Raw genomic sequence first — 25,947 nt, 5'->3', positions numbered from 1 at the left:
CCACTTAAAGGTGTAAAGTAATAGTTATCGATTTTTTTATGTTTTATATATGGGGGTGAAATAAATGGGGATATTTTCCAGATTAAGCTGGTTCTTCAAACATCGCTGGAAGCAATACTCTATCGGGGTTTTTGCATTACTTCTAGTTGCTCTTTGTAACGTCGTACCACCACGTATCGTTGGTATAGTCGTCGATGCTGTCAGCAAGAAACAAGTAACAGCCAGCTTCTTAACACTGAATCTAGGTTTGTTGGTAATAGTTGCCATCTTGGGGTACATTCTTAGGTTTGTTTGGCAAAAAATGATTTTCGGGAGTTCATACGTTCTAGAACGTGACTTGCGTAATCGCTTATTCCGTCATTTTATGAAGATGGATACTACTTTTTATCAGAAATGGCGAACTGGTGACTTAATGGCACATGCCACCAACGATATTGACGCCGTTCGTGAAGTCGCCGGTCCCGGTGTTTTGACACTAGCCGACTCACTGATCACTGGATTATCAATGATCTTTGCCATGGGTATGTTTGTCAGTTGGAAGTTAACATTCTATTCAATTCTGCCATTGATCCTATTGGCTATCATGGCTAATGTCTTAGGTAACAAAATTCACGATGCCTTCATGCATTCACAAGCTGCCTTCTCAAGTATCAACAATAAGACACAAGAGAGTGTGCTTGGTATCAAAGTCTTAAAGGCTCTGGGACAAGAACATCAAGATGAACAAGACTTCGACAAATATGTTGATAAGAATATCAAAGCTAATAAGAAGTCATATGGACTAGATGCCCTATTTGATCCGTTAACATCGATCATTATGGGACTTTCATACGTCATCACAATTATTCTCGGTGGATTAGCTGTCATCCGCTCACAAATTACAATTGGTGAACTCGTTTCTTTCATTACATACATGGCTGAACTAACTTGGCCAATGTTCGCCATCGGTAACCTATTCAATATTCTCGAACGTGGTTCTGCCAGTTACGATCGTATCACCGAATTATTGGATGAAAAGTCATCCCTAGTAGCACCAAGACACGAAGTCAAGGAACGTCCAAATGGTACTTTGGATTTTGAAATCAAAAAGTTCCACTATCCAGATGACAAAGCTACTGCACTACATAACGTTGGTTTCCAATTAAAAGAAGGCCAGACAATGGGTATCGTCGGTCCAACCGGTGGTGGTAAATCAACCATTATCGGTCTATTGATGCGTGACTTTGACCACTATAACGGTCAAATCACCGTCGGCGACCACGATATCCGTGACTTCCACCTTGATAATTACTTGGACAATATCGGTTATGTTCCACAGACTAACTTCTTATTCTCAACTGACTTACGTGACAATGTCAGATTTGCTAACATTGACGCTAACCAAGAACACGTTGAGAATGCTGCTTATATTGCCGACTTAGATAACGATGTCAAAAACATGCCACAAGGTTATGACACTCAAGTCGGAGAACTCGGCGTCTCTCTTTCAGGGGGACAAAAGCAGCGTCTTGCTATTGCCAGAGCAGTTCTAAGTAACCCTGAATTATTAATTCTGGATGATTCATTATCAGCTGTCGATTCTAAAACTGAACGAAACATCGAAGAACGAATCGCCAAGAATAGAGTTAACGGTACAACTATCATCGCTGCCAGTCGTTTGAGCTCAGTCGAATATGCTGACCAGATCCTAGTAGTTGCCGACGGAACCATCATCGAACACGGAACTCATCAGGAACTCTTAGCAAACAAAGGCTGGTATTACGATACCTTCCATCTGCAAGAGAAGAACGCTGAACTCGAAGGGAGGTTGAGTAATCATGGATAATAAAGAATCTGAAATAATCAAAGATATCAAAGCACTATCTCGTAAACAACAACGTATCATTCTCAAACGATTGCTCAGCTTCGCTTGGATATTCAAGCGTCAATTCATCATCGCCATTGGCTTCGCACTAGTTCTGAGTGTGATCAACATCATCATGCCCAGAATGCTTCAATATTATATGGACCATTATCTAGTCCATCAAGATACCGGTATCCAGATCATCGTCGGATTCGCTATCATCTACTTCATTGGAACATTGATCAAGGCCGCAGTTCAATTCGTTCAAAACTTCGCCTTCTCAATGGGCGCTGAACGTACTCTAGAAAAGATCCGTAGCCAATTGTTCCGCAAACTGCACACTCTAGGAATGGACTACTTCGACAAGACGCCAGCTGGTTCGATTGTTTCCAGAGTTACCAACGATACTAAGACACTGTTTGACTTTTGGACATTATTCTTAACTATCCTGGTAGCCCTATTCTCAATGGTATCGGCCTTTATAGCGATGATGTCAGTCAACACCAAACTAGCAATCTATACTGCACTATTCGTCATAGCCTTATACGCATTGATCTGGTTATATCGTCGTTTGAGTTCCAAGATTTATCAACGATTACGTGAATATCTTAGTCAGATCAATACAAAGTTGAATGAGTCACTGATGGGTATTAGCATTATTCAACAATTCGGTCAACAAAAACGTATGATTGCGGAGTTTGAACACAAGAACAATCTCTACTTCACACAGAGAAACAAAATGATCAACGTGAACTCATTCTTGCTCTATCCAACAATTACCTTGATGTTCACATTAGCTGAAGTAATTTCATTAGGTGGATTTGGACTAGAAAGCACCCACACTATCGTAGCTGCTGGTGTAATCTATGCCTTCATTTCTTACCAACAAAACTTCTTCAATCCACTATCTAACGTCATGAACTACATGTCTTACTTCCAGGACGGAATGGTCGCTGGATATAGAATCATGAAGTTGTTTGACAATCCCATTACTAGTCCTAAACAAAATGAAGATAGCACTCAAAAAATTGAGATCGGTAAAATCGAATTCCGTCATGTTACTTTCGCATATGTACCTGGCGAACCTATCTTAAGGGATATTTCCTTTACCGTTGAACCAGGCCAAACAGTTGCTTTAGTCGGTCACACTGGTAGTGGTAAGAGTTCGATCATCAATATTTTGTTGAGATTCTATGAATTCGGCCAAGGACAGATATTGATCGATGACCACGATATTCGTGATTACTCGACCCAAGAACTCCGTGACAAACTTGGCTTAGTTATCCAAGAACCATACTTGTTCTACGGTAATATCGCCAACAATATTCGCATGTATGACGACACCGTGTCTGATGAACAAGTTGAACAAGCCGCTCAATTCGTTGACGCTGACAGTTTCATCGAGAAGCTTCCTGGTAAATACCATGCCAAAGTTACTGAACGTGGAAGTAGCTTCTCCACCGGACAACGTCAATTGATCTCATTTGCTAGAACTATCGTCCGTAATCCCAAAGTATTGATTCTAGACGAAGCTACAGCTAACATTGATCCGCAAACTGAACAAAGTATCACTCGTGGATTGTCGAAGATGCGAGACGATAGAACGACTATTGCCATCGCTCATAGACTATCGACTGTTCAAGATGCCGACCAAATCTTAGTTCTCAGCCACGGCCGTATTGCCGAGCGTGGAACACACAATGAGTTATTAGAGTATGGTGGACTTTATTCTGAGCTTTATGAACTACAATCTATGGATTAAAAATAGCGTGTCAGCATTAATATTAAATATTAATTCTGACACGCTATTTAAATTTCATTAATCTTCGTACAATTTAGCAACTTGTTCTTGTAATTGTTTATGTCCCAAGAATTCATCATATGTCGTATCAGCTTTGTCAACGACACCTTTAGGGCTAACTTCAATAATACGGTTAGCAATTGTCTGAATGAACTCATGATCATGAGATGTGAAGATGATACTACCCTTGAATCCAACTAATCCATCATTCAAGGCTGTAATTGATTCCAGATCCAAGTGGTTAGTTGGATCATCTAGCAATAGCACATTAGCCTTGCTCAACATCATCTTAGATAACATGGCACGAACCTTTTCTCCACCGGACATGACGTCAACTTCACGGTTAACATCATCCCCAGAGAATAGCATCTTACCAAGGAATCCACGCAAGAACGTATTGTCGTTCTCATCTTTAGAAGCATATTGACGCAACCAGTCGATAACAGACATCTTATTGTCGGCGAAGTATTCGTTAACGTTCTTAGGTAAGTAAGTAGCTGTGGCTGTTTGTCCCCAAACTACTTCACCTTCATCTGGTTCCATCTCGCCTGCAATGATCTGCATCAAGATAGTTGTCGTTAAGTCATTACGACTGATGAAGGCAATCTTTTCATTAGGACGAAGTGTCAGATTGATGTTATCAAGGATCTTAACGCCTTCGATCGACTTACTGATACCGTTAAGACTTACCAAGTCCTTACCCAACTCACGTTCTGGATTGAACTTGATGAATGGGTACTTACGAGTAGATGGCTTGATGTCATCTAGTGTGATCTTCTCTAATTGTTTCTTACGAGAAGTAGCTTGTTTAGACTTTGAAGCGTTGGCACTGAATCGAGCCACGAATTCTTGCAATTGTTTGATTTGTTCTTCCTTCTTGGCATTAGCGTTAGCTTGCAATTGTGTAGCAAGTTCACTAGATTCCATCCAGAAGTCATAGTTACCAACGAAGAGCGTGATCTTACCACGGTCAACGTCACACATACTTGTACATACTTGGTTAAGGAAGTGACGGTCATGGGATACGACGATAACAGTATTTTCGTAACCAGCTAGGAAGTTCTCTAACCAACTGATTGATTGAACGTCCAAACCATTAGTTGGCTCATCAAGAAGTAAGACATCAGGATGACCGAACAATGCTTGTCCAAGCAATACCTTAACTTTTTGAGGCTCTGTCAATTCACTCATTGGTACTTGGTGAAGTGATTCGTCGATACCTAGTGATTGTAACATTTGGCTAGCTTCGGCTTCAGCTTCCCATCCGCCCATTTCACCGAATTCTGTCTCCAATTCAGCTGCACGGATACCGTCAGCGTCACTGAAGTCAGGCTTCAAGTAAATCGCATTCTTTTCAGTCATGATATCGTATAACTTCTTGTGACCACGAATAACCGTGTCCATTACCAAGCTATCCTCAAAAGCAAAGTGATCTTGATTCAAACTAGACATACGTTCATTAGGACCCATTGAAACTGTACCAGTTGTAGGCTTCAACTTACCTTCGATGATTTTTAAGAATGTAGACTTTCCGGCACCATTAGCACCAATAACTCCGTAACAGTTACCCGGGGTAAACTTAAGATTCACATCGTCATAGAGCATCCGATCGGAAAACTGCATACTGACATTATTGACATTTAACATTAACTATCCTCCTGCATTTACGCGTAAAAAAACAACGTGTCAAGTAACGGCGACGTTGGTTTCAATTAATTGTTTAATTATTCAAGTAGTGTAACACATATATAGGAAGAATTCAGGTTTTCTGGATTGAATCTGACAATTATGTATTCATAAACATTTTATACTTTCGCAATGTTATCGTTAATGTACATCAAAACTTTACTAAAATGAGCTATTTTAGAGAAGTTATCACTAAATATGTGTTAAACTTCATAAAAGAAAGCCCAAATCAAATAGTTGAGGTAAATAATCATGGCAAAATACAAATCCTTGGAAAAATTCAAATATGGTAATGGTACGCAATCATTATCAACTGAAGAAATCCAACAAGAATATGAAAACCGGATCAATGGTTATTCAACACGTGTAACTGATATTTATCCATATTTGATTGATAGAGACAAAGTATCATACAATCAATATCCACTATTTATAGTAGAAACACTCAAAATAAATGAATTATTCAACGAGATTCAATCTGAATCCAAGACAATATCAACTATAGCTAAGGCACTTCCCGGAATAGCGCAAATGGGTTATATTAATTCTTTACTTCAAGATGAAATCTACTTCACCAATGAAATTGAAGGCGTAAAAACTAATAAAGAAGAAATTGGAACCATTATTGGTGACTCAGTTTTTAAAGGGAAAAGTAAAAATAAGAAACGGCGGCTAGAATCTACTATTAGAAGATATCAAGATGCACTCGCTACAAAAGATATCCGCATAGACTCACTGCAGGATTTCAGAACCATCTATGATGACCTACTAGAAGGTGAATTATTAGAAGATGTTTTACCAGATGGTAAATTATTCAGAAATTCCAAAGTTTACATCGGTGGAGAGACTGAGGTAATCTTCAATCCCCCAGCAAACGAAGCGTTGATCAGTATTCAATTAAATAATCTAATCAAACTAATGAATGATGACCGGATCAACTTCCTAGAACGTGCCTTTATTACCCACTTCGTCTTTGAGAATACCCATCCTTTCAGAGATGGAAACGGCAGAATGGGACGTTACTTACTATCCTCATACCTATCCCAAAAATTAGATGCATTTACTGCTCTGTCAGTATCATCTTCAATTCATATTGAAGTACAAAAGTACTACCGAATCTTCAAAGAAGCAGATGCCCTATCTAATCGAGCTGATTTGACCATCTTCGTCACAGAAATGGCAAAAATAATCCTCGAAGGTCAAAGGAGAGTATCTGAAAATCTACGTTTGAGAAAAGACTTAATGGATCAGAATTGGTCTTCACTGCATAACAGTCTGACCGGACTATCAAAACCAGAATTATCAGTTCTAAATATCCTCTTGCAGTCCAAACTCTTCAATAACGATGACAGTACCGGCGTGCAAGATCGTGAGTTGATTCGCTTTCTTAACGATGCTGACCATAAAAACTTCCCTAAAGAAACCGTCAAAGAAGCCATTGCTTCATTGGAAGAAAAAGGAATAATCATCAAAATCAAAAGTGCACCATTACAGCACATATTACTAGATAAATATATTACGAAAGAACCTAATAACTAAGATTTCCAAAAAAGAGTGATTTCCTAAAAGTTGTGATACTAATCATCACTAACTTCTTCAAAATCACTCTTTTTGTATCCTTCAAAGTATTTACGATTGAGTTCTTGAAATAGTACACCTAATGTACTATTCTAACCATAGAGTATATCCAATTAGAAAGAAGGCCATCTATGAATCAGTTAGCCGAGGCTTCAGAACAGGTTTCATTATTTTGTAGACTTAATAATAATATCAAAAAAGAACTACCGATCCGTTCCAGTGAAATGGGAATGCTGATTTACCTAGTCAAGACCGACAACGACAAGACACCAAATGGCGCTGCCAAATTCTTCAACGTCACAAAGTCAATGGCAACGAACATGGTAAGTTCCCTATTGCAACAAGGATACATAACTAAGAAACAATCAGAACTAGATAAGCGCAGCTTCATATTGATTCCAACTGACAAAGCAAATTCTTTGGTCGATGATGCATATGAAGAATACTTCAAGGCTATGTCCTCATTACAAAAGAACATGGGAGATGACAAGTTCAACGAATTAATTGTTCTACTAAGAAGTGCCAACCAAATTTTATTGGAGGAAAAAAATAATGGGTAGAATCTTAGTCACTGGTGCATCCGGTAACGTTGGAAAATACGTTGCTAAATACGCCATTCAAAATAACCAAGATGTCACTGTAGTGGGTAAACATACCGATAGATTGAAGGAAATGTTTGGCGATAAAGCTAATATTGACTATTTTGACTTCACAGACAGCAGTACCTTCGAGCCAGTTCTAGCTGATGTTGATCGAATCTTCATCATGAGACCACCACAGATGGGAGATGCTAAGGCATTTCTTCCATTTATTGATGCTTTAAAAGCTAAAAAGGATTTGAAACTAGTTACTTTCTTATCTCTTATCGGAGTGGAAAAGAATCCCTTCCCACCACATCACAAAATTGAAGAGTTCATAAAGGACGCTGGATTACCATATTGTTTCATCCGTCCCAGCTTCTTCATGCAAAATGTCAGTGGGGTGCATGCTTTTGAGATCAAAGAATTTCATCGCATCGTTATACCTGTTAAGAACGCTAAGACTAGTTTCATTGATACTGAGGATATCGGAGAATTCACTGCAAAAATACTTAATGAACCGGAATCACACACGAATACTGCCTATGCAATAACCGGATCACATGCGTTGGATTATTATGAGGTTGCTAATATCATGTCCAAAGTATTGGGAACTCCGATAACTTACGCTAATCCGTCACTTAGCCTTGCCAAGGATTATTGGATCAATATTCGTGGACTTGATAAAGAATACGTCTCAGTTATGGGGATGTTGTATACATTAACGAAGTTCGGAATGGCAAAAGGCGTTACGAATACCTTTGAAGAAGTCATGCATAAGAAGCCACAGACCTTCAGTCAATTCGTACAAAAGAATATCGACGTTTGGAAGTAACAAAAAAGAGTGATTTTCTAAAAGTTGTGATAGTAATCATCACTAACTTCTACAAAATCACTCTTTTTGCATTCTTAAGATCTCATGAACCAACCAACTTGTGTCTTCTCAACGGAATAAGCACTATCGAGAATCACAGCCTTGTCCATGAACTTTTTCAATTCACCAATAAATTCTTCATCACTCAATTTTGTTCCGATATACCAAGAATCGTTGTTAACGGTCACCTTGCCCAAATCGTCGTCGAACTTAGCGATTGAATCTTTGTAATAATTATGTGCTGCGTCGTGACTATGGAACTGCACGATCCATGTAGTTGGAATGTACTTCGTTATCCCAGGTAACTTGATCATTGATATCTTCCTCCCATTAATGATGAATAATGCTACTGATTCCAATCAGTATGAACCCAACTGCTAATACATATGAAAAGTAGTAGGCGTATGCGATGAAGGCTGAAGAAGTCTTCACTTCACCACTCTGTAATTCCTTAAATGACTTTTTAGTTCTCCAAAACTGATAACTTCCTATGGCGACAAATATCAACCCTATCAAAACATTGAGCATTATTTCCAGCCTGATTTCTCCAATATCTATAATATTTAATTACCAATTAAAAAAGAAAATTGTACCGAATCCAATAAATATTAAAAATCCACCAATAACCAAAGATGTATACAACGCATAGGCGATAAATGGCGATGTACTCTTGCCACCATTCGTCTTCAAATTAATAAAGTAACTTCTCGTGTTATAGATCTGATACACACCAATCAACATTAAGACAACACCCACAACATACATCATCTTCATAACCGTATCCTCCTAGACTGTCATTCCCAGTAAATTAAAAGCAACTGCGAATCCTATGACAATAAAGACAAAACCTATAAAAAACGAGAAAAACAATGCATAGAGCATAAATGGCGATGTTGACTTGTTTCCGTTAGTCTTCAAGTTAACAAAAGCATTCCTGCTACTATATATTTGAAAGATTCCAAGGAACATTACTGCAATACCTATTAGAATCCTAATCATGATCGTGCATCCCTTTCATTATTGAATTAATATTATTGTGATATCACTTTATGGATACAGTATGCGCTTTCAGATAATAGAAAACAAGTAGGATGTACAAAATTTTAACCTAAAATACCATCGACCCAGACACTATCAGATGTTGCCCCACGATAGTTGTCAGCATCGTCAGAGATGGTGCGTGCTAGATCCAGCAGTGCTTGCGGTGCACGAAGCCAGTGTGATGCTAGATAGAATGAGATGTAGTTGCTCAAGCGAACACAGACTAATTTATAGTTAGTACCATTCTCAAGTTGACGTGAAAGTCTAAGTAATCTACTTCTAATTTCGATATCACGTTCGATCTCTGGATTAGCACAAGTTTTTATAATTTCGTTAAATAATTCTTTTTCAGTCATATTCCGACACTCCTTTGTATATGAGGCTATTTTATTATCAAAATATTCATAAAATAAAAAAATGTCCTGAATCACATCATTTGTACTCCTGAACAAAGACACTTGTTCATTAATACAAAGAGATTCAGAACATCTTAAATCAACCCCCACATCAAAACGAAAAATGGCAGAATTGCCAAAATCAAAGTAATCCCTATCGACTTCCAGCAACTATAACCTTTCTTTCGATAATTGCGATATGACATTAAAAAGAGCAGTATCGCCAAGGCAACAGCTACAGTACATACAAGTGCCACTACTATCATCGTCAGGTCCATTGTTCTCTCCTTTAACTATCTTCTAGGCATTTCAACATCGTCGAAGACACTGTAAAAGTATGACTTATCAGAGAAGTCAGCATAGTTAGCACCATTCAATCCAGCCTTTGAACCGAATGAAGCCAAGTCCATCAACAGAGCTTCTTCTTCCTTCTCAAAGTGAATTCTGCCACCCATAGCTTCACTATAAATATACTTAGCCAAACGATCGACCAAAGCCTCAGGATTCTCAGCTTCATCCAACTTAGAATAAACCTGCATCAATACATCAGTGATATTGAGCATATTAGCCGATTTGTCTGACTTCTTGATCAAAATATTATACAGATCATGTGCATTTTGCTTAGCTTGTTCTCTATTATCCATTTTTAATCCCCCAATTAATTTTGATTTTATTCTAAAACAATATTGTTAATTTGTTAAAGAGACATCTTGAATTGGGGTGTTTCTAATCCGGAAAGTTTCCACGAATTTGTATCCTTTTTACCGTATATTCACTTGAAGAGATTCCTTGCTCATACATGAATCCATAGAACAATCCTTCAAATCTCTTTTTAAGTTTAGTTCCAATATACCAAGTATCATTATTAATAGTGATATTCCCCAGATTGGTATCAAAACTATGAATCATATAATTATAATACCGATGTGCTTCACTATTGCTTCTAAATTCTATTGCCCATACTTCAGGAACAGAATTGAACATTGCGAATAATCCCATACTGGGCCTCCATTTATGTAATCGTTTGCCTTATATAAATAGTTTAACCCACATATAATCCCTAAACAAATTGATTATTCTTGTGTCTCTTCTTATAAATATGCAACTGAATAAATGCAACCAAACAAGTAATAGCTACAAGTCCACACAAGAACAACGTCAATCCCATAATGTCTGAACTACCCATTTTGACCAATGAGTTTGAATCTGTACTAGGTGTCTTGGACAACATCACGGGAACATCCCCCAAAACATGCAAAATAATTGGAATGGTCAAGTTGTGTGTGGTTACATAAATACCTCCATACAACATACCTGATGCGATTGCCAACAATATCTGAAATACAGCAACGTGCAATGGTTCATTGAACAAATTAACTAGATGCGTCAATCCGAATCCAATTGAACTGATCAAAACTGCTAGGAACAATTTGCCCTTAAAGATTCTCTCGACCAATGGCAACATTAACCCTCTATATGTGAACTCTTCAGCAACACCAACCATAATTACTGTTATCAATAGCACAACAAAGTTCTTCGTAACCCCGACATTGTTAAAGTGCTTAAACAGCAGCAACATAATTATTCCTGGAATCGAATTTAAAATTTGTGATGGAATGTGCTTAATATTGAAGAAGTGAATATCGAGTTTCAGATACCTACTGTTCAAAAAGTACGCTATACCAAATATCAGTACATCATCAACCAATTGTGCAAATTCCCGTGGCACCCATCTGGAAACCGAAAAATCACAGATGAGAATCACCGCTGGAATATAAAATATTAATCCAATCAACGAAAGAATATCTCGTTTTTTACTTGTCATTTTGAATCCCCCCTATATAAGTTTCAGTATAAGCGCTTACAAAATAACTAAACGAAATATTTCCTGAATGGCTACTTTTATATCCTGAAAGACGTCTGCGTCTGTGTGAATTTATTTTCATAAACCTCTAATTGCAGATAAACTACAAATCCGCTAATGATCAACACGTCGATCAGTGAAATAATATCTCTTTTCTTACTTGTCATTTACCCTATACAACTAATATGAATGCAATCAAGTTGTTAAGAATATGTACTGATATGGGATATATCAAGTTATCATCGGTCACTTGATACAAAATAGCGTAAACAATTAGATTCCCATATGAAAAAATCGATAAGTTAGTAATATCCGCCACACTATTAGCATGATAGAGCATAAATAATAATGTGGAAATTACGATAGACGTCAAAGTAACAACGAATTTACTAATGCTTAGCCTATTTAAGTTATCTTTGACCAGTATTTTTTGAATAAAGTATTGGAAGATGACCTCTTCTGCAATTGGACCCAAAATTACAAATAATCCAAAAATAAACATCAACTTCAACGATCCGTGACCATTAATGGCATTTACAAAATCATTTTGATTAGAGGAATTTGCTGTGAATATATTGGAAAGTAGTATTTGTAGTACAAAGTCTAAAATCAAAAATGCTGGAATAAGCCATAATCGAGATTTCTTCTTATTAATTGCCACAATTTCAGAATCAAAATCATCCTTCAACAAATAAATTATTAGTAAGCAAAATAGATAAGAAGCAATCATGACTATATCATCGGCCACATTAGTAGACATCTCTGGCTTTAGCCACTTAGCCAAGAATTCGGCTGTAATAAAATACAAAAGTACTGGCACCAACAACACCTTTGAACTAGTAATCTTTAACAAGATAATTCACCCCTTAATAAGTAAAATATTAATATTTTGCTAGTGCATTGGAATAAAAATATCCTGAGTATCCTACTTTTATATCTTGAACTACAGTTCAGGACAGATAATTCGATACTCAGGAAGACTTGACTATGCCATTTCAAAAATGTGCTAAATTAAAAATATCATTACCAGTATTCCTCTCATCTATCTATTACTGTATTCTTAATGTATAAAGTTGGGGGATGATGAGATGATTTACGTCGGAATTGGGGCATACACGCTCGGGGTGGTTACTTCATGGATAATAACGTTTGGAATATTCTTTTTAGTCTATAATCAAAAAATTGATTTCACGCCGCTGAAAGCGATTTTAACAATAGTTCTATTTTTTGCGACCGCCGCAACTGATTATTTTGCGGACGATTGGAGCTATTTGGTCTTCATTTTTGGACTATACTTGATCTTCAGCTGGCGAAAAAGGCGCAATTACTTCATATTAAGTAGCGCCGTTGCGACTTCAATCACTATCTACATTGTCGACATATTAATGTCGGCCATTCTGATACCCTTCGTTTCATCCAAGAATATTCAAGGGTACACTTTCACCTTCATCAGTGGCGCAATTGAACTTATCCTGTCAATAGTGCTCGTATCGTTATATCGCCACTTCAATATCAGCCGCTTCATCAAAACCAACGACTCACCCATTCCCGTACTACTATTGAGTTACTTCTTCATCGTGCTATCCATCTTCATGAATTTCATCCACCACTTCAATATTTATCGTACATTCTTAATTGGAATACTCTTCTTCGTCGTTATTCAATTGATAGTTCTACTATTGATCTTCCTACTAGAGACCAAACGACAGAAGAATATCTATCAACAGCAATTATCTCAGGAACAATTCAAGAATCTGAAGATGTACACCGATCAATTAGAGAGAGACCAGCTTAACCTCCGTAAGTTCAAGCATGACTACGAGAACATGCTGCTAAGTCTACGGACTATCGCTGATTCTGAACACAACGATGAGTGGAACGCTTCACTTGATAAGTTTGAGAGCTACTCTGATAACTATTTCAGTAATGTCTCAATGAAACTCTACAAGGATCTTAATAATATTCAGAATCCCTACTTGAAGAGTCTCTTTATTAGCAAGTTAAACAAGATCAGTCATGAGAATATTAAGTGTTCATTTGAATGCCATTATGAAGTCAACGAAGTTCCCATCAATATCTTCGACCTCGTAAGACTATTGGGAATTGCTATCGACAATGCCATCGATGAAGCGAAGAAACAGGTACATGGCAATATTCAACTAGCCATCATCAACGAAGCTGAACAGATGACCTTCATCGTTGATAACACAGTGACTAAGACTGAAGAAATCGATTCTATTAGCCAATTGGGTTACTCAACTAAGAAGAATCACTCCGGATTCGGCTTATCTAATATTCAAGAAATCAAGAAGCGTTATCCTAACTTATTGATTCAAAATAGTGAACGCGACAATGTTTTTCATCTACAATACGTAATTTTAAAAGGAGCAGTAAAATGAGTTATTCAGTCATTATTTGTGAAGATGATTTGGTTCAATTACAACAATTTGAAGTCTTGATCAACAACTACATGTTGTTTCATAGTGAATTATTCGAAATTGCCCTCAAAACTCAATCGCCTGATGAAGTCCTAGAATACTTACACGAATATCCAATTTCTAACGGTATCTCCTTTCTAGACATTGACTTACACAGTAAGATGAACGGTATCGATCTTGCATCTGAAGTCAGGAAGAATGACGTTCAAGCCAAGATCATCTTCGTTACGACTCATGACGAAATGGCTCCACTGACCTTCAAGAAAAAAGTTGAAGCACTCGACTTCATCGCCAAGGACCAATCGACTGAAGCATACCGCCAAAATATCTACGACACTTTAACACTAGCCAAAGAACGTATCGACCAAACCATGACTAAGCAGCACAAGTGCTTCGCCTTCACAGTGGGTACACAAGTTTATCACGTTAACTTAGACGACGTCTTCTTCGTTGAAACGTCCAAGATTCCACATCGACTAGACTTGTATACTCAGACTGGACAATACGAGTTCTACGGTAATTTGAACGAATTAGAGAAGAAGTATTCATCACTGTTCCGTGCTAATCGTTCATGCTTAGTCAATCCACAGACTATTAGTGAAGCTGACTTCAGTAAGCGTAAGATGCGCTTCGGTGACGAGTTAGTTAGAACCTTCTCACTGGGTAAGTCTAAGAAGTTAAGAACACTCATGTAACACAAAAGCGAACCACTATTTAAGTGATCCGCTCTTCTTCTTATTAAAATGATCAAGAACTAATGTAACAATAACCATAACTATCACCGCTGGAAAACTATACCGATTCCCAGTATCAATTAAATATCCTGCTATCACCAAAAACACAACCATCAAGATTTTCCAAAAAATAACTGATTTGTTCTTCATAACCAGTCAGCTCCTTGTGTGGTTCCCACGCAAAGCATACGCTGATTCACTGAACTATTCACTTAATTGAGACTTCAGGACATCAATTACCGTCATTCAGGAGTGAACTCACTAATTACATCTCTCACATGATATGTTGGAACCAAATATGGGGGGATTATATGGCAAAAGAAAATCATATCTTTCAAACAATCTCATGGGTAATCTTCGGCATTGAGATGATATTCATCTTGATTGTACCAATCGTGACATATTTACATCCTAAAGATCCGACCGTCATACCAGACAACGTCTTCAAAATGATATTGTCCTTTTACTTTTTATTGATAGTTGTGATATTCCAAGTATTGACGTTCTTTGCAATCAAATACATGAAGAATACCAAGTGGACCATCGTACTTATTATCATGGGATTCGTGCATGACCCACTCTATCTAATACCAGCCATTGGCGAACTGTTACTACACTTGAGGAACGAAAACTCGTATGGACATATTTAAGAACAAATTAACCACTGAAAAGAAATTTGAATTATTTCAAGCAATAGCAATTTTAACCGTCATTTACTTCATAGCATCATTACTATTTGGCAAGCCATTCCTAACAGCTATTATCGATCCACTATTACTGTTTATGGCATTCAACACATTATTCGTGCTGTTTAAATATTTTGATAAGAAGGATAAGTTCCACGAGATAACTCGTAAAGTTTACTTTGTTGGAGTGGCGGTATTTTTTGTTCTGGTTATTTTTAATGTTTTGTTTTTATAGTGTCAGCGTACCTGATAATATAGACACGTATAACACTACTTACCATGAAAGACTTGGGAAATGAAAAAGATTAACGTTAAAAGCAGCGATAAACATATCAGCAACTTCTTAGATACAAAAGAAGCATTAAAATCAAAATATGAGGCTGATAACAGTGAAACAAAAACCATAGGTGATTTAAATGATTTTAATAATTGGATTAACAAAATAGCGAAAAGGTAAGAGTAAGAGTTCTAATCCATGAATTCCTACTCTTACTTTTTATTTTAATACTCATCCTAAATCATATATTTGACGTTCTAATCGTTCTCGTATTACAATGTACTACAAAGATCAACAAGAGGTGAAAATTATGGCGATGATAACAATTAGAGTTTCAGATGATGAAAAAAAGTGGCTCAACGAAATGGCTGAATTCCATGGGATTACTCTTTCAGAATTAATGATGAAATATTCCATTACTGAGTTAGAAGATGAATACGATGAAATGACAGCGCAGTTTGCTCATAAACGCTGGTTGGAACAAAATAAGAAATCTGAACCTATATCTAAAGTTATTAAAGACATGGGGTTCGATAAATGACATATCATCTAGAAATAGCTAAAGATGCTAAGAAACAGTTGAAAAAAATGGATAAATATCAATCAAGGCTGATTCTACAATGGCTCTATACTAATGTTGATGGCCTTGAAGATCCCAGAATTCACGGAAAAGGACTAACTTCCAATTTATCTGGACTGTGGAGATATAGAATCGGTAACTATCGCATAATTTGTGAAATTGAAGATGACAAACTAATCGTGACAGCTATTAACATTGGACATAGAAATAGTATTTATGATAATTAATTATCATGCAATAAAATAGGAGTAGAAATTCCAAAGCTGGAATCCCTACTCCTATTTTATTTTAGCAATTTTAAAGGCTCAATAAATGTCGAATGATACGAAACGACCTTACAAATGAACCCAAGACGTCGTATCCGCCTATCTTGAGAAACAAATAATTATACCAAGATGTATCAGCCAACAAGAATATCAGCAACATAACAAATATCGCAACACTAACAAATTTAGTACGTTTTCTCATTATCGACACATCCCTCCATGTTTAATAGACAACAGTTTAACATGTGAATACACAATGAACATTAATTTATCCTGAACCATAGTGTTTGACGTCCTGAAAGTTATTTTTCTCAGCAAAACTAGTCCTGGAGACAAACTTACAACAAATGAAATATCATAGCCATCCCATCTTCACTTTCTACCTATTATATACAACAAATCCTTCTACCATGGTATGATAGAACCATATTATCGAAAGGAAGTATTTGATCATGAGATTAAAAAGAGCCAACCAAAACTCAATCAAATAATTAATTGGCATTAATACCCTGGGGTATAAGTGCCACCAGGAGGATTTATGGAAAATACAATAAACTCAAAAGAACGCGTGATTGTGGCCGGAGTTAGTCATAAACAACTCGACTTCGACTATACAATGGAAGAATTAGGTTCACTAGTTGAAGCGAACAACATGAAAGTCGCTGACGTCATCAAACAAAACGTCGATAGTGTCAGTGCTAAGACATACTTTGGTTCTGGTAAAGTTACCGAGATCAAAGAAATCGCCAATGCAGACGACGTTACTACGATCGTCTTGAATGATGAACTTACACCATCACAAATTAGAAACCTCGAAAAAGAGACCAAGCTCAGCTTCATGGATCGTACAGAATTGATCTTGCAAGTATTCTCCAATCGAGCACATACTCGCCAAGCTAAGCTACAAGTTGAAATTGCCAAACTACAATATCAACTACCAAGAATTCATCCGTCAGGTAACCCACTGGATCAACAGTCAGCTTCAGGTGGGTTAGCAAACCGTGGTGCTGGTGAGACTAAGCTAGAGCTTGACCGTCGTGTCATTCGCAAACGTATCACTTACTTGAAGGACCAATTGAAGACAGTTGATAAGACTATCAATGTCCAAAGTCGTCGTCGTACCAATACCAGCTTGCCACTAATTTCATTAGTCGGTTACACCAATGCCGGTAAATCGACAACTATGAATGGATTACTTAACTTCAACAAAGAAGAATCTGAAGACCGCAAGGTCTTCGAAAAAGACATGCTCTTCGCAACACTTGATACATCAGTTAGAAAGATCGACCTTGAAGACAACACAAGTTTCCTATTGTCTGATACCGTCGGCTTTGTTAGCAAACTTCCCCACAACTTGATCGAATCATTCAAGACTACCTTAAAAGAAGCCAAGGATGCCGACCTGTTGGTCCAAGTTATTGATGTTAGTGATGAACATTGGAAGAACATGTTAGAAGTTACTGAGAAGACATTGAAAGAAGTTGGCGTTACGGGTAAACCAATGATCTATGCCTTCAACAAGGCTGATCTCAAACCCGGACAAGTCTTCCCTACTATTGAAGGAGACAATATTTATTACTCCGCACTTGATGCCAAGTCTATCAACAAATTAGTCGATTTAATCAAGTTGAAGTTGTTCTCTAACTACAAGCTAGTCGACTTATTGATTCCTTATGACCAACAGAAATTCGCCGAAGAGATTTTACGAAATTCTCAAATTATCAGTAAGGAATTCACTAACGAGGGTTCATTACTTAAGGCCAATCTGAGTTCAGATGAGCTAGAACGTTATGAACGCTTTATCCAAGTGAACGTATAGACCGGTTTTCTAATTTTTAAATTAATTATTAAAAAATCATAAGCAGAAATATCTTTTTTTAAAGATATTTCTGTTTTTATTTGCATTTTTATTAAAGGTATTATATGATTTTATCAAACATTAGAAGTTTTTTAATAATGAATCCTTGTATTTAATGTTTAATGGTGTAATCTAATAATATTGTTGTTTAGTTTTTAGGGAGGTTGTGTAATGAAATATAAGAAGTATCTACTAGCACTGTTGCCAGTCTTGGCACTTGCGTTAGTTCTAACTGGTTGTGGATCATCAACTGAAAAAGATGATAAGAATACCTTATCTATTAGTTCCAGTGATGTTATCGCAACAATGGATTCGTCGATGAACACGGACGTTATCGGTGCTCAAGGTTTAACTGATACTATGGAAGGCTTGTATCGATTCGATGGCGGGAAACTCGAACCTGCAATTGCCAAGAGTGTTGTTAAACCAACAAATAATGGTAAAACATATACTTACAAATTAAAACACACCGTTTGGTCTAACGGTAAGCCTGTTAGAGCCCAAGACTTTGTCTATGCATGGCGCAGAACGGTCGATCCAAAGACTGCTTCACAATATGCCTACATTTACACAGGAATTAAGAACGCTGATGCTATCAACTCTGGTAAGAAACCAGTTAATACTCTAGGTATTAAGGCATTGGATGACTACACTCTCCAAGTTACATTGGAGAACGCCATTCCATACTTCAACACATTGATGGCCAGTTCAACTTTCTATCCACAATACAAACCAGCCGTAGAAAAAGCTGGTAAGCAATATGGATTAAAGAGTGCCGGTATGGTCTTCAACGGACCATTCAAACTCGTTAACTGGAATGTTTCCAAGAACAACTGGACTGAAGTAAAGAATGACAAGTACTGGAATGCCAAAGTCGTTAAACTTGATAAGGTTAAGTACTACGTTGTTAAGGATAACAATACTGGATTGAACCTTTATGACGCCAACCGTATCAACCGTCTACAAAAGATCAGTGGTGATACTGCTCGCCAAGTTTCAAGTTACAAGACATTCTCTAATGATAAACTTGCGGCTACATTCTACTTTGAATTGAATCAAAAGAAGTACCCATTCTTCAGAAACAAGAAGATCAGACAAGCTATCTCAATGTCGATCAATCGTGAACAATTAACTGATAATGTTCTTGGTAAGACTGCCGGTGTTGACGACACTGTCGTTCCTAGTGGTATGTCTTACAACGAAAAGACTGGAAAAGATTTCACTAAAGAAGAAGCACTTAAAGCTCCAGGTAAATATTCACAATACAATCCAAAACTTGCCAAGAAACTTTGGAAAGAAGGATTGAAAGAAACTGGTCAAAAGAAACTTAACTTCACTATTTTAGGTGACGATACTGATGGTGCTAAGAAGCAAAATGAGTATCTACAAGGTCAACTTGAGAAGAACTTGCCAGGACTAAACATCACCTTGCAAAACGTTCCATTCAAGTCACGTCTAAACAAATCTATGACCGGTGATTTTGATATCGTTGTTACAGCTTGGAATGCTGACTTCCCAGACCCTGTCACATTCTTAGACTTATTTACAACTGGTAATCCTCAAAATGATGGTAAGTATTCAAATAAAGAATACGATGCATTGATCAAGAAGAGTAAGACAACTGATGCTACTGATCCTGAAGCTAGATGGCAAGATCTTCTAGACGCAACTGCAATCTTGACTGAAGATCAAGGTGCAATTCCGCTATACCAGACATATCAAGCCAACTTAACTAGAGAAAATGTTAAGAACTACAGAATCACACCAAATGGTAGCTATAACCTTGCCACTGTATACAAAAAATAATTAGGAGTTAGGGAGATTAAATATGACTAAGTATATTCTCAAAAGAATTTTCTATCTGTTTTTGACCCTTTTCATCATTGCAACTCTGACTTTCTTCCTAATGAAGTTGCTTCCTGGTACACCGTTCTCTAACCAGAACCGTATGTCGCCAGATCAGCTGAAGATCGTTAAAGCTCAATATGGTTTGGATCAATCAGTCTTTGTTCAATATGTACGTTATATGGGTGGTTTGCTTCAAGGTAACCTTGGAACATCATTCCAATTCAACAATGAACCTGTTACAGCATTGATCGGTCAACGTCTTGCTCCATCAATGCAAATTGGTGCTCAAGCTATGGTCGTTGGTACTGTACTTGGTATCTTACTTGGTGCAGTTGCTGCTATTCGTAAGAACACATGGGTTGATACACTTGCTACATTCATCTCAATTCTTGGACTATCAATTCCATCTTTCGTTCTTGCCGTTCTACTACAATTCTACTTGGCCTACAAATGGCACATCTACCCAGTTGCTCTATGGGACAACTTCCAATCAAGTGTGCTTCCAACACTTGCTCTAGCAGCCTTGCCACTAGGTAACGTTGCCAGATTTATGAGAACTGAAATGGTCGATGTTATGAGTAGTGATTATATTGAGTTAGCCAAATCAAAAGGTAACTCAGCCTGGAAAGTTGTTACAAAGCATGCTCTTCGTAATTCCTTAATTCCAGTTGTTACAATCATCGGACCTATGGCCGTCTCAGTTATGACTGGTTCAATGGTTGTTGAGAACATTTTCTCGATCCCTGGTATCGGTGAACAATTCGTTAAGTCGATCACAACTAATGATTATCCAACGATCATGGGACTAACGATCTTCTATTCATTCCTATTGGTTGTTATCATCTTGATCGTCGATATTCTCTACGGATTCATTGATCCAAGAATTAGATTAGGAAACGGAGGTAAAGAATAATATGGAACAAATTCCAAATGTACCAAAGGAAAAATTCAAATTCGTCCATGATGAGAATAACGCTGAACAAGAAAAGATCGGCACACCTTCTCTTACATACTTGCAAGATGTTCGTCGTCGTCTTTTCTCTAACAAAGTCGCTGTTGTATGTTTAACACTTCTTTCGATCATCGTCCTCATCTCACTCTTTGCCCCATTAGTAGCACCACACAATCCTAATGCCCAACAAGTTATCTTATCTAACTTGCCACCTAAACTAGGCAATCTTAATATCCCTGGTTTCAATGGTTACCAGAACATGGGTGGTCACATGGTCGATGCTTATAAGCAAGCCGGTGCTCCAAAAGGTACTTACTATCTATTGGGAACTGACTACTTAGGCCGTGACCTACTATCAAGAATCATCTATGGTACTCGTCTTTCACTTATCGTTGCCGTTTTAGCTACAATGGTTGATTTGATCATTGGTGTTCCTTACGGTATCGTTTCAGGTTGGAAAGGCGGCAGAACTGATACAATTATGCAACGTATCGTTGAAATCGTATCATCTGTTCCTAACTTGATCGTTGTTATCTTGATGATGATCATCTTGAAACCAGGTCTTGGTTCTATCGTTATCGCTATTGCCATCACTGGTTGGGTTACAATGGCACGTTTGATCCGTGCTCAGACCTTCCAATTGAAGGAACAAGAATATGTCTTAGCTGCTAGAACTCTTGGTGAATCATCAACTAAGATTGCTACAAAGCACTTGATTCCTAACCTATCTTCAACAATTATCATTCAAACAATGTTTACAATTCCGAATGCAATCTTCTTTGAAGCCTTCTTGAGTTTCATTGGTATCGGTATTCCAGCACCAAACGCATCATTAGGTACATTGTTATCAGATGGTCAAAAGGCCTTCAGATTCTTACCATATCAAATGTGGGCACCTGCTATTATCTTAAGTATCATCATGATTGCTACAAACCTTCTTGGTGATGGCTTACGTGATGCATTTGATCCACAGTCTGATGATTAAAAGCTAAGGTGTGAAACATGACTTCGTCATGCGTAGCCCGATTAAATAAGGAGTATGAATAAGCAATGGATAAAATTCTAGAAGTAAAAGATTTGCATGTTAATTTTGCGACATACAATGGTACTGTCCAAGCTATTCGTGGGGTTAGTTTCGATCTTAACGCCGGTGAAACCTTAGCTATCGTTGGTGAATCTGGTTCTGGTAAGTCAATTACCGTTCGTTCTATCCTGCAATTGTTAGCAAAGAATGCTGATATCGCAAAAGGAAGCATCCTCTATCATGGGGATGACCTCCTACAAAAGAGTGACAAGGAAATGGATGCTATCCGTGGTAACAAGATTGCCATGATCTTCCAGGACCCTATGACATCACTTGACCCAACTATGCCTATTGGTAAACAAGTTGCTGAACCACTCTTGATTCACAACAATGTTTCTAAAAAAGACGCTATGGCTCGTGCTGAAGAAGTTCTTAGACTAGTTGGTATTCCTAATCCTAAGGAACGTATGAAAGACTACCCTCACCAATTTTCAGGTGGTCAAAGACAACGTATCGTTATTGCTATCGCCATTGTTGATTACCCAGAGATCCTTATCGCTGATGAACCAACAACAGCCCTTGACGTTACTGTTCAAGCACAAATTATTGATCTATTAAGAGAGTTACAACAAAAAATTGGTACTTCGATCATCTTCATCACCCATGACCTTGGTGTCGTAGCTGGTATTGCTGACCGTGTAGCTGTTATGTATGCTGGTAAGTTCGTCGAATACGGTTCTGTTAATGACATCTTCTACAATCCTCAACACCCTTACACTTGGGGCTTGTTAGACTCGATGCCTACACTTGAGACTAGTGAAGCTCACCGTTTGAACTCAATTCCTGGTACTCCACCTAACTTGTTGAATCCACCTAAGGGGGATGCCTTTGCACCACGTAATAAATATGCGATGCAAATTGATGAAGAAGAACAACCACCATTCTTCAAGGTTTCAAAGAATCACTATGCAGCCACTTGGTTGCTACATCCAGATGCTCCAGAAGTTGATCCACCAGCATCTATCAAGAAACGTTTTGAAAAATTCAAAGAGTTAGGAGGCAGTGTTAAATAATGGCAGATGAAAGAGAAAAGATTGTTCAAGTTAGACATCTAAAACAGTATTTCAACATTGGCAAGCCTAACGAAGTTAAAGCCGTTGATGATGTATCATTCGACATCTACAAAGGTGAAACCTTTGGACTAGTTGGTGAATCTGGTTCTGGTAAGAGTACTACTGGTCGTAGTATTATCCGTCTCTACAATCCAACCGATGGTCAAATCCTCTTCAATGGACAAGACATCAGTAAGATCAAGAGCCATGGTCCTCAAATGAAGGACTTCCGTCGTGAAATGCAGATGATCTTCCAAGATCCATATGCATCTCTAAACCCTAGAATGAAAGTTAAGGATATCATCGCCGAAGGCCTTGATGTTCACGGACTTGTTCATGGTGAAGAGGAACGTGAGAAGCGTGTTCGTGAACTACTAGATATGGTTCACTTGAATCCAGAACACATGACACGTTACCCTTACGAATTCTCTGGTGGACAACGTCAACGTATTGGTATCGCCCGTGCGTTGGCTGTGGAACCACAATTCGTTATCGCTGATGAACCTATCTCTGCTCTTGATGTTTCTATCCAAGCACAAGTTGTTAACTTGATGCAGGATATTCAAAAGGAACAAGGACTTACATATATGTTTATCGCCCATGACCTTTCAATGGTTAAGTACATCAGTGATCGTATCGCTGTTATGTATCGTGGTAAGATCGTAGAACTAGCCGACTCAGACGAAATCTATAGCAATCCCTTACATGCTTATACACAGAGTCTATTGTCAGCTATCCCTGTTCCAGATCCAGCCGTTGAAAAGACACGTCAACGTATTGATTTTGATCACTCTAAGCCATTCAGTGACGATCAATCCTTACAAGAAGTTCTGCCCGGTCACTTCTTGTATTGCAATGCTGAAAAAGCAGCATCGTTTAAGTAACAGATCGGGGTCTAAACACCATTATTCTTTGAAGAGGTCCCAATCCAACCTCTATCCTCACAACCTTGGAATTCAATTGAATTCCGTAATTAAAAGGCCACGCAATCAATCCAATTGCGTGGCCTTTTTTGGTTTTTATTTAGATGTACTATGCCGCTTACGGACATGAAAGAAGCCTCCAGCTAAAATTATTCAAAATAATTTAGCTGGATATCTTACCATACTTATTCATTTATTAATTGGACCTATGTACTGTGTGATTGGGATCTACTCTATGTATACAAAAATAATCCTTATCGTCATAATAGCCGAAAATTCTAAAAGTAGTTCTATCTTTACCGTAATGCAATATTTTTCTAACTTCACCATCCAACAAAATATGTTCAGATGGTCCTTGTGCACGTAAAAATAATTTATTAGTCTGACTTATTGTTAAACCTTTGCCAACTGTTTCATTGACAAACCTATCAAAATCCTTGATACCTTTTTGTTTCATGTTTTTAAATTGGTATCCATTATCTAAAGAACGAGTTATTGCCAATTTAAACGGGACAACCTTATTTATATTATTAGTAAGATAACCTGCTTCTGATATGCTAATATTTTTATACCGCTATCCTTTCTTATAAATGGATAAATAAAATTCCTTCATATCTTCATTAGAAATAATACTATCAGATGACTGATTTGACTTTAATATTCCTCTAGCGCTAATCCAAGGGAACTCTCTACGGGATAGTGCTTCTAATTCCATATAGTCCTTATCACCATATGTAACCCACACAGATTCTAACAAATTCAATACTTTCTGATTCTCAATTGTACTTGAATTATTATTAATTTCTATGTTATTCCAATCATAATCAAGATACTTTTCCCTCAATTTCGGTGAAACTGGACCATTAGTCCATGCTTCAAAATCGGTATCATTGATTAGTGGAATATCAAAAAGTGCGTTACTCCATGCTTGGACATAATAAACTAATTTTTGAAGCTTTCTTGGCTGCATTGATTCTTTAGTAAGGAACCAATCTGAGATTTCAAAAACACCGTATGTTTTAATTGCATTCAACACTTACTACATCCTCCTTTTGTCTTAGTCACTATAGTATGAATGGTTTTAATTCGGTATACAAATTTAAATAATTATAATCGTTGACTGAACTATAAAATGATAATACGCTTATGACAAACTTTTAAGCCAATTGAGGAGAATCTCATGTCATATAAAACATACACATATATATACGCCAAGAAACACTTCTTTCATCTTATGCAAATGGCTAATTATGAAAAGAAAGCCGTAATCATTTCATCTTCAATAAATAGCGAAAAGGATGCTGTACTGGTTGGACAAGATGAATGGAATTCAATACAGGAAACACTATATCTTATTAACACCGATGTTTTTCATCAAGTTAAAAATCGCAAAAATGATAGTAATGAAGACTTTGATGACGTCTGGAATCATCTTTGATACATACTATAAAGAAAAAGGTCATATCTCACTCGGTGTAACAACACCAAGTAGGATATGACTTTTTTACACAAGAGAGATTGCAAGTTTAATCCGAACACTTTGTTAAATATCCACGAAATGAATCAATGGCAGTATTCCAGCCTAAAAC

General features: G+C 37.4%; 34 protein-coding genes. 19 read left to right on the top strand and 15 right to left on the bottom strand.

All coding sequences use genetic code 11. From position 1 onward, the window contains the following. Positions 1–64: 64 nt before the first annotated feature. Positions 65–1,825: an ABC transporter ATP-binding protein gene (locus EKM66_RS04315; protein ID WP_125762047.1), complete on the top strand. Its 1,761-nt coding sequence runs from the start codon at positions 65–67 to the stop codon at positions 1,823–1,825. After that, positions 1,818–3,605 carry an ABC transporter ATP-binding protein gene (locus EKM66_RS04310; RefSeq protein WP_125762045.1) on the top strand — a complete coding sequence of 596 codons (1,788 nt, stop codon included), beginning with the start codon at positions 1,818–1,820 and terminating at the stop codon, positions 3,603–3,605. The genes EKM66_RS04315 and EKM66_RS04310 overlap by 8 nt, the downstream gene beginning before the upstream one ends. 57 nt (positions 3,606–3,662) lie before the next feature. Here EKM66_RS04310 and EKM66_RS04305 read toward each other — a convergent pair whose 3' ends face one another. After that, the gene (locus EKM66_RS04305; protein ID WP_125762043.1) at positions 3,663–5,291 is read right to left on the bottom strand and encodes an ABC-F family ATP-binding cassette domain-containing protein; all 1,629 of its coding nucleotides are present in this window, start codon (positions 5,289–5,291) and stop codon (positions 3,663–3,665) included. 291 nt (positions 5,292–5,582) lie between these two features. Here EKM66_RS04305 and EKM66_RS04300 point away from each other — a divergent pair, with 291 nt between their 5' ends. The 3 genes from EKM66_RS04300 (at position 5,583) to EKM66_RS04290 (ending at position 8,321) form a co-directional block, all read left to right on the top strand. After that, a complete protein-coding gene (locus EKM66_RS04300; protein WP_125762041.1) occupies positions 5,583–6,869 on the top strand; it encodes a Fic family protein in 1,287 nt (428 codons plus the stop codon). A gap of 170 nt (positions 6,870–7,039) precedes the next feature. Beyond that, a complete protein-coding gene (locus EKM66_RS04295; protein WP_125762039.1) occupies positions 7,040–7,468 on the top strand; it encodes a MarR family winged helix-turn-helix transcriptional regulator in 429 nt (142 codons plus the stop codon). Beyond that, entirely contained in the window at positions 7,461–8,321 is an 861-nt protein-coding gene (locus EKM66_RS04290) for an NmrA family NAD(P)-binding protein (RefSeq protein WP_125762037.1), read from the top strand. Before EKM66_RS04295 ends, EKM66_RS04290 begins: the two co-directional genes overlap by 8 nt. Positions 8,322–8,395: 74 nt before the next feature. Here the strand turns inward: EKM66_RS04290 and EKM66_RS04285 are convergent, their stop codons facing one another. From EKM66_RS04285 to EKM66_RS04245, 10 genes are all read right to left on the bottom strand, one after another. After that, positions 8,396–8,674, bottom strand: coding sequence for a hypothetical protein (locus tag EKM66_RS04285; protein ID WP_125762035.1), 279 nt, complete (start codon positions 8,672–8,674; stop codon positions 8,396–8,398). A 16-nt stretch (positions 8,675–8,690) separates the two neighbouring features. Next, positions 8,691–8,888, bottom strand: a complete 198-nt coding sequence (locus tag EKM66_RS04280; protein ID WP_125762033.1) for a hypothetical protein — start codon at positions 8,886–8,888, stop codon at positions 8,691–8,693. A gap of 39 nt (positions 8,889–8,927) precedes the next feature. Continuing rightward, on the bottom strand, positions 8,928–9,134 hold the full coding sequence (locus EKM66_RS04275) for a hypothetical protein (protein WP_125762031.1): 207 nt from the start codon (positions 9,132–9,134) through the stop codon (positions 8,928–8,930). Between the two features lie 12 nt (positions 9,135–9,146). Beyond that, positions 9,147–9,359 carry a hypothetical protein gene (locus EKM66_RS04270; protein ID WP_125762029.1) on the bottom strand — a complete coding sequence of 71 codons (213 nt, stop codon included), beginning with the start codon at positions 9,357–9,359 and terminating at the stop codon, positions 9,147–9,149. A gap of 104 nt (positions 9,360–9,463) precedes the next feature. Beyond that, positions 9,464–9,757, bottom strand: coding sequence for a bacteriocin immunity protein (locus EKM66_RS04265; RefSeq protein WP_125762027.1), 294 nt, complete (start codon positions 9,755–9,757; stop codon positions 9,464–9,466). Between the two features lie 134 nt (positions 9,758–9,891). Further along, on the bottom strand, positions 9,892–10,074 hold the full coding sequence (locus tag EKM66_RS12510; RefSeq protein ID WP_164505036.1) for a hypothetical protein: 183 nt from the start codon (positions 10,072–10,074) through the stop codon (positions 9,892–9,894). A 15-nt stretch (positions 10,075–10,089) separates the two neighbouring features. Then, the gene (locus EKM66_RS04260; protein WP_125762025.1) at positions 10,090–10,440 is read right to left on the bottom strand and encodes a bacteriocin immunity protein; all 351 of its coding nucleotides are present in this window, start codon (positions 10,438–10,440) and stop codon (positions 10,090–10,092) included. Between the two features lie 82 nt (positions 10,441–10,522). Beyond that, the gene (locus EKM66_RS04255; RefSeq protein WP_125762023.1) at positions 10,523–10,795 is read right to left on the bottom strand and encodes a hypothetical protein; all 273 of its coding nucleotides are present in this window, start codon (positions 10,793–10,795) and stop codon (positions 10,523–10,525) included. 61 nt (positions 10,796–10,856) lie between these two features. Beyond that, positions 10,857–11,621 (bottom strand): CPBP family intramembrane glutamic endopeptidase, encoded by a 765-nt coding sequence (locus EKM66_RS04250; protein WP_125762021.1) that lies wholly within the window; start codon positions 11,619–11,621, stop codon positions 10,857–10,859. Between the two features lie 211 nt (positions 11,622–11,832). Continuing rightward, positions 11,833–12,513 carry a CPBP family intramembrane glutamic endopeptidase gene (locus tag EKM66_RS04245; protein ID WP_125762019.1) on the bottom strand — a complete coding sequence of 227 codons (681 nt, stop codon included), beginning with the start codon at positions 12,511–12,513 and terminating at the stop codon, positions 11,833–11,835. A 235-nt stretch (positions 12,514–12,748) separates the two neighbouring features. Between EKM66_RS04245 and EKM66_RS04240 the strand changes: the two genes are divergently transcribed. Together EKM66_RS04240 and EKM66_RS04235 are read left to right on the top strand one after the other, a co-directional pair. After that, positions 12,749–14,059: a sensor histidine kinase gene (locus tag EKM66_RS04240; protein ID WP_125762017.1), complete on the top strand. Its 1,311-nt coding sequence runs from the start codon at positions 12,749–12,751 to the stop codon at positions 14,057–14,059. Then, positions 14,056–14,793: a response regulator transcription factor gene (locus EKM66_RS04235; RefSeq protein ID WP_125762015.1), complete on the top strand. Its 738-nt coding sequence runs from the start codon at positions 14,056–14,058 to the stop codon at positions 14,791–14,793. Before EKM66_RS04240 ends, EKM66_RS04235 begins: the two co-directional genes overlap by 4 nt. A gap of 15 nt (positions 14,794–14,808) precedes the next feature. Here the strand turns inward: EKM66_RS04235 and EKM66_RS12505 are convergent, their stop codons facing one another. Further along, positions 14,809–14,982, bottom strand: a complete 174-nt coding sequence (locus EKM66_RS12505) for a hypothetical protein (RefSeq protein WP_164505035.1) — start codon at positions 14,980–14,982, stop codon at positions 14,809–14,811. 161 nt (positions 14,983–15,143) lie between these two features. Between EKM66_RS12505 and EKM66_RS04230 the strand changes: the two genes are divergently transcribed. The 5 genes from EKM66_RS04230 (at position 15,144) to EKM66_RS04215 (ending at position 16,602) form a co-directional block, all read left to right on the top strand. After that, positions 15,144–15,482, top strand: a complete 339-nt coding sequence (locus EKM66_RS04230) for a hypothetical protein (RefSeq protein ID WP_125762013.1) — start codon at positions 15,144–15,146, stop codon at positions 15,480–15,482. Continuing rightward, positions 15,469–15,753, top strand: coding sequence for a hypothetical protein (locus EKM66_RS04225; protein ID WP_125762011.1), 285 nt, complete (start codon positions 15,469–15,471; stop codon positions 15,751–15,753). The genes EKM66_RS04230 and EKM66_RS04225 overlap by 14 nt, the downstream gene beginning before the upstream one ends. 60 nt (positions 15,754–15,813) lie before the next feature. Then, entirely contained in the window at positions 15,814–15,975 is a 162-nt protein-coding gene (locus tag EKM66_RS12500) for a hypothetical protein (protein WP_164505034.1), read from the top strand. Positions 15,976–16,105: 130 nt separating this feature from the next. Then, on the top strand, positions 16,106–16,336 hold the full coding sequence (gene relB, locus EKM66_RS04220; protein ID WP_125762009.1) for a type II toxin-antitoxin system RelB family antitoxin: 231 nt from the start codon (positions 16,106–16,108) through the stop codon (positions 16,334–16,336). Beyond that, complete coding sequence (locus EKM66_RS04215; RefSeq protein ID WP_125762007.1) at positions 16,333–16,602, top strand: type II toxin-antitoxin system RelE family toxin; 270 nt, start codon at positions 16,333–16,335, stop codon at positions 16,600–16,602. Before relB ends, EKM66_RS04215 begins: the two co-directional genes overlap by 4 nt. A gap of 70 nt (positions 16,603–16,672) precedes the next feature. Here the strand turns inward: EKM66_RS04215 and EKM66_RS12495 are convergent, their stop codons facing one another. Further along, positions 16,673–16,843, bottom strand: a complete 171-nt coding sequence (locus EKM66_RS12495; RefSeq protein ID WP_164505033.1) for a hypothetical protein — start codon at positions 16,841–16,843, stop codon at positions 16,673–16,675. Positions 16,844–17,179: 336 nt separating this feature from the next. Between EKM66_RS12495 and hflX the strand changes: the two genes are divergently transcribed. The 6 genes from hflX (at position 17,180) to EKM66_RS04185 (ending at position 24,319) form a co-directional block, all read left to right on the top strand. Further along, complete coding sequence (hflX, locus tag EKM66_RS04210) at positions 17,180–18,460, top strand: GTPase HflX (protein ID WP_125762005.1); 1,281 nt, start codon at positions 17,180–17,182, stop codon at positions 18,458–18,460. Positions 18,461–18,670: 210 nt separating this feature from the next. After that, positions 18,671–20,305, top strand: coding sequence for a peptide ABC transporter substrate-binding protein (locus EKM66_RS04205; protein WP_125762003.1), 1,635 nt, complete (start codon positions 18,671–18,673; stop codon positions 20,303–20,305). A 22-nt stretch (positions 20,306–20,327) separates the two neighbouring features. Next, positions 20,328–21,260 (top strand): oligopeptide ABC transporter permease, encoded by a 933-nt coding sequence (gene opp3b / locus EKM66_RS04200; protein ID WP_125762001.1) that lies wholly within the window; start codon positions 20,328–20,330, stop codon positions 21,258–21,260. A 1-nt stretch (position 21,261) separates the two neighbouring features. After that, positions 21,262–22,284 (top strand): ABC transporter permease, encoded by a 1,023-nt coding sequence (locus EKM66_RS04195; RefSeq protein WP_125761999.1) that lies wholly within the window; start codon positions 21,262–21,264, stop codon positions 22,282–22,284. Between the two features lie 65 nt (positions 22,285–22,349). Next, positions 22,350–23,396, top strand: a complete 1,047-nt coding sequence (locus tag EKM66_RS04190; RefSeq protein WP_125761997.1) for an ABC transporter ATP-binding protein — start codon at positions 22,350–22,352, stop codon at positions 23,394–23,396. Then, a complete protein-coding gene (locus EKM66_RS04185) occupies positions 23,396–24,319 on the top strand; it encodes an ABC transporter ATP-binding protein (protein WP_125761995.1) in 924 nt (307 codons plus the stop codon). The genes EKM66_RS04190 and EKM66_RS04185 overlap by 1 nt, the downstream gene beginning before the upstream one ends. 235 nt (positions 24,320–24,554) lie before the next feature. Here EKM66_RS04185 and EKM66_RS04180 read toward each other — a convergent pair whose 3' ends face one another. Both EKM66_RS04180 and EKM66_RS04175 read right to left on the bottom strand, forming a co-directional pair. After that, complete coding sequence (locus EKM66_RS04180) at positions 24,555–24,860, bottom strand: MAG6450 family protein (protein ID WP_164505032.1); 306 nt, start codon at positions 24,858–24,860, stop codon at positions 24,555–24,557. A gap of 72 nt (positions 24,861–24,932) precedes the next feature. After that, on the bottom strand, positions 24,933–25,394 hold the full coding sequence (locus EKM66_RS04175) for a Panacea domain-containing protein (RefSeq protein WP_225426553.1): 462 nt from the start codon (positions 25,392–25,394) through the stop codon (positions 24,933–24,935). A gap of 144 nt (positions 25,395–25,538) precedes the next feature. On the opposite strand from EKM66_RS04175, the gene EKM66_RS04170 reads away from it, so the two are divergent. Beyond that, positions 25,539–25,796: a type II toxin-antitoxin system Phd/YefM family antitoxin gene (locus EKM66_RS04170; protein ID WP_125761991.1), complete on the top strand. Its 258-nt coding sequence runs from the start codon at positions 25,539–25,541 to the stop codon at positions 25,794–25,796. Positions 25,797–25,947: the final 151 nt, after the last annotated feature.

The sequence above is a fragment of the Companilactobacillus hulinensis genome, assembly GCF_003946555.1.
In the GTDB taxonomy this organism is placed as follows: domain Bacteria; phylum Bacillota; class Bacilli; order Lactobacillales; family Lactobacillaceae; genus Companilactobacillus; species Companilactobacillus hulinensis.
This window is presented reverse-complemented; position numbering and strand designations above follow the sequence as displayed.